Origin of the sequence: Pseudovibrio sp. POLY-S9, assembly GCF_001431305.1 — a bacterium.
GTDB lineage: Bacteria > Pseudomonadota > Alphaproteobacteria > Rhizobiales > Stappiaceae > Pseudovibrio.
The window spans coordinates 1-4,319 of the sequence record NZ_LCWX01000122.1; the positions used below are offsets into that span (position 1 = coordinate 1).

Genomic DNA, 4,319 nt, shown 5'->3' on the forward strand with positions numbered 1-4,319 from the left:
CGGGTGTTGGCATAGTATGCTCCTGGTGAGCGCCCTCCGTTTGCGGATAGACGCAGCAAAACAAATAAATGAACCCCATTTGATGAGAATGGGCCACAACCCCAGACCCCAGTCTGCGACAGCGTACCAACACAGTTGCAACTTGCATGCCAGAGTGCGAAAACACTCCTGAAAAACACAGACACCCCTTTCAACACTATGAAAAAGCTTGGTAAAATAGTTTTACGGTGCGCATAAGAGGGGTCAGGTAGCAGAACTTCGAGCAATATTCCGCTGCGTCAGTTTAAGCCATTTTTGGCCTAAGAAACCAGTAGATCCTTCACAACCAAACTAAGCTATTGATAAACATCATCAAACAGCTGGCCATTTTTGGCCAGACCTCGGCCGAAAATAGCCAGCTATTGATACATAAAGGAAAATCGGAACGGGTCCTCCAGGACAAGAGGTTTTCAGAGCTAGAGTGGAGCCTTAGAACGCTCCAAGCATCCCTTAATCCCTCAGTCACGGTCTTTGATGAAAGCGAGAAAATATCCGGTTAGGGCTCTTATCGTATACAATCGCGGGGTTTTGATCAGAGTTTTTGCTCCTGCAGTGAAGGATCAATTTCGTCCGCTCTACAGCTATTCTCAAATAAAGTGATCCGAGGCGGATGATTGCAATCCGAGCTACGGATAAGTGCAATTCGCCACAGTTAGGTGTAGCGGCTTGATATTATCGACGGCTCGGCTTGAGAACATCGAGATTTTGGACTCAGATTATTTGAGACTGTAATTTCGCTTCTGCTCAATTTACCTGAGACTGGGCTCGAATTAGTTGAGACAGGCTCAGATTTCTGAATATAAATGCAACGCACTGAGGTCGTGGGGGATTTGGCAAAGTGGGCCATTAGCTGCCCTTCGTGTGGTTCTCGCTTGGGTGGAGTAAATTCATCCAGAAGCGTCTTCAGCTATTTTCGTGAAGGGCCTGAAGTGGCCTGTTTCATCTAGGTCTTCCCAAAAACTAACGGCCAAATCATGGCGTATTTTTATTCATTTGCCTGATGAAACTGGAAACTTTTGAAACATCACCTTCCAAGAAGCGAGAAGGAGCGTTAAGCACAAATTCTTGTACAGTTTTGGTGAAATGTGCCTGATCATAAAATCCAGCCTCCGCAGCCAAATGCGACAGGGGTAGTTCTTCACCAGAAAGTATGATTGAGACGATATAATTGAACTGTGTGATGCGAGAAAAATACTTAGGCGATACCCCAACTATCTTTTTAAACCGACTCGTCAACGTCCTTTCAGGTATATTAAGCTCTTCGATCAGGTGCTTCAGTTTAATATCTCCATAGGCTTCTTCAATAAGGCGAACTGCTTTAACGACAAAGTCTGGCGCTGAAATCGCCTTACCTGCTTGCCATTTGAGTGCTTGCTGCAAGCAAATGAGATAGTCCTCTGTATCCTTGACACCGTTAAGCTTTGCCTGCAGTACAGCTGCAAACTCCGAAGCAGTTTCGTTCACCGAAACAGTTCTGTTAACGAGCGTATCACCATAGATACCAAACAGCTCATAAAGTCCTGTTGCTGTGAACTCTGCGAGTATATGGCCTATATGTCCTTTCCAATGAACGCATGCATTGGTTTTGTACAGCTGCCCGCTAAAATGGCTAACTGGAGGTTTCATTTGAGGGATCGTTTCACCAGCCACATCAACCGTCCCGATCCCCTTCCATATATGCCCCAGTAAAGGGTAACCCGTTGGAGGCGATTGAACAGTGAGATCGTTAACTTTCTGATCCGCAACGTGGTATCCTTTAATGTAACAAAATAGCTTAGGTGACGTAGGGTACTTTTTATAAATTTCCATAAAACCCTCATAGCTTGCCGTTTTTTACAAGACGCCTCATTCAGGTGTCGATAAAACGTACTCAGGCACTAAAATTAACTGGCCTCTTTATTCGAGTTTACTTATCTTCCAAATATTACCCATATTAACACTTCGTGTTGCCGTGGGTTATATAGATAATACAAATTATGATGGCCGATTTATTGTCGACTTTGTTGAGGCAGGCGGAAACTAAAAAATAACAGTCTGGGGTTTTGAAGGCTAGGCCCATACGACGAATTCACACTTGCATTGGTGTGAGATGCAACACAAGTGACCGAACCAAAGTGCCGTAGTCCGACAAGAACAAGCCGAGATTGCATCGCCAACTTGATCACAGTTTGCAACCTATCACGCTCCAGATATCGTTACGGTACTATTTGAGGAGCGTGTTTCTGTCCTCCGCAAGCAGCATTTGTGGATTATCGAAACAACATTGCGGGAAGAAGGGGAGGTGGCAACTAGAACATCATTTTGGAAAGCCCAAACGATAACCACGGCGTTTGTCGTTTATTTCGGTGACCGCCAATTGAAGCGAGCAAGTGTGCAAACATTGAGACCCTGCACAAGTTGCGGAGCAACATCTTAGAGAATTGGGGAAAAAATGGATAACTACATTTCGTCAGTTAATGAGTTAGAGGCGCTTTTTGTCAATCGTCACAATTTAAAGAGCTTTCATTACTTCACCAATGACGAAGGAATCTACAATCACTTCTGCAAATTGGTCGCCGAGTCGGTCGAGTCGGACGAAGACCTGAGAAACGCATCGAACATTACCGAAGATGAATTACGGTTGCTAAACGACAAGTACAATCTCGATCTTACAGCTGCGTATATGAATGGACCAGAGTGTGGTTGTGGCCGGATAACCAATGGATACGACTTTATTGTGAATGCCGTATACAGACATGGGTCTGGATTCCTAAGAAATCAAAAATCTACTTACGGTGCGCAATACATTATGCCAATGAGACGAGCCATGGACTATATAGTATGCACCAATTGTGGTGACTTGCTGCCATTGAAAGCAAAGACGACTTATAAGGATTCGTCTAGCATCGACTCTTATGGACCGTGCACCACCGATAGTATCGCTGTCAGTGACAGTGCGAGCCAATAGTGATCCATCCCTGAGCTTAATCGCTCGGTAATCCCTCCATGAATGGGGGGATTACCGAGCGACATAGCGCGAATTGGATTGTCACTATAAGAAAGGTCCGCACCATAAGGCGCGGACCCAATGTTTGGACTGGCCATGACTTAGTGGCGAGACTCTATCTTGATCTATGGTTGTTTCTACTTGCTGACTGGAAGCGCCTAGACTACGGACAAATGGCAGGTATGGTCACGCTGCTACGTGCTAGAAATGTCTGGAAGTTCGGGCCATGAGCGGACCTTCGGACGTTTCCATCAAGGGTTGAGTACAGCTTAGGTAAAGTGTTACGCAATCTCTGAAACAAGATTTCTTTAAAGTGAGTCCTCAATATGAGGCAACAACATCTCTACTTTTAACCTCGATCAGTTAGCGGGGGATTGCCACTTGCCTGCCTCACCCAGAAGCATCCTAGAGTGTCATACCTTGAACTACTCAGAAGTTCCTGAGCTATATTGGTATTTATCGGAATCTGAGGTGCCCCCAAGTGCGTTGTACCCCGGCTTCGACGGTTGTGCCACTGAAGCAAGAAGATTTGAAGAAAGCAACGCTGTTAGTTCTTGCAACATTTGTGTCTTGCATAGTGTCAAGTTCGGTTATTGGGCAAAATGCTGCGCAGTATGATTATCTATCTGCGCTAGACTTTGCAACAGAGCGGTTATTTGCGTGTCAGGAGCATTGCGACGGAAATGTTGCGGAATGGGTAATCTTCCGGGTTCGCCTTCAAGAGGGTTTTTGCTGTCTTGTAGATCTGGTCCAGTAAATCTGATTTTGACGGTGTGTCGGGGAGGGTTCCACGCAACACTGCCTGAGTGAATGCTCGGAAAAAGTTCACATAATTGGTGGCGTAGCGATCCAGATCTTTGTCTTGCTTGTAAGCTTCAACAAAGGGGACAGGGACTTCATAGCTTTCTGTTCGATCCAGTGTGTAAAGACCGGCCAGATTATACGCTGGGTTCGTTAGAGGGGATGTCAGCTCTTCCAGACTGCGGAAATAGACTGGCTGGTAGTATCTCTCATATACTTGCGAGGATATATTGCCGAGTTTGACATGCGCTAGAAGAGCGTCGTTGAGAAGATCGAACAGGCCGTCGCAGGTGCGGAGTTCATTTGTGCAGCCGAAGACCTGAACCATAAGCTTGCCGCCTGATACAAGTTCGCTCGCCCGGGCGGTTAAAAAGGCTGCCATGTCATCTTCGGCTTGCTTCGCAAATATCTTACTCTCTTCCTCTGTGACGTGACCGTTTGCCCGCCTTTTGCTGGGGCCGTTTGGCAATACGTATCCGGGCAAATTATCAAG

General features: G+C 46.0%; 2 protein-coding genes and 1 pseudogene. 1 reads left to right on the forward strand and 2 read right to left on the reverse strand.

What is annotated here, in order from left to right; all coding sequences use genetic code 11:
* Window positions 1-1,011: 1,011 nt before the first annotated feature.
* Window positions 1,012-1,848 (reverse strand): AraC family transcriptional regulator, encoded by an 837-nt coding sequence (locus PPL9_RS09490; protein WP_057462478.1) that lies wholly within the window; start codon window positions 1,846-1,848, stop codon window positions 1,012-1,014.
* Between the two features lie 622 nt (window positions 1,849-2,470).
* Between PPL9_RS09490 and PPL9_RS32355 the strand changes: the two genes are divergently transcribed.
* The gene (locus PPL9_RS32355) at window positions 2,471-2,986 is read left to right on the forward strand and encodes a hypothetical protein (RefSeq protein WP_057462479.1); all 516 of its coding nucleotides are present in this window, start codon (window positions 2,471-2,473) and stop codon (window positions 2,984-2,986) included.
* A gap of 691 nt (window positions 2,987-3,677) precedes the next feature.
* Here PPL9_RS32355 and PPL9_RS09500 read toward each other — a convergent pair.
* Window positions 3,678-4,319: pseudogene (locus PPL9_RS09500) on the reverse strand (hypothetical protein); the annotation flags it as partial.

Bases quoted from the DNA above. Each gene is read 5' to 3' on its own strand.
- PPL9_RS09490 (WP_057462478.1), bottom strand. From the start codon at position 1,848: ATGGAAATTTATAAAAAGTACCCTACGTCACCTAAGCTATTTTGTTAC.
- PPL9_RS32355 (WP_057462479.1), top strand. From the start codon at position 2,471: ATGGATAACTACATTTCGTCAGTTAATGAGTTAGAGGCGCTTTTTGTC.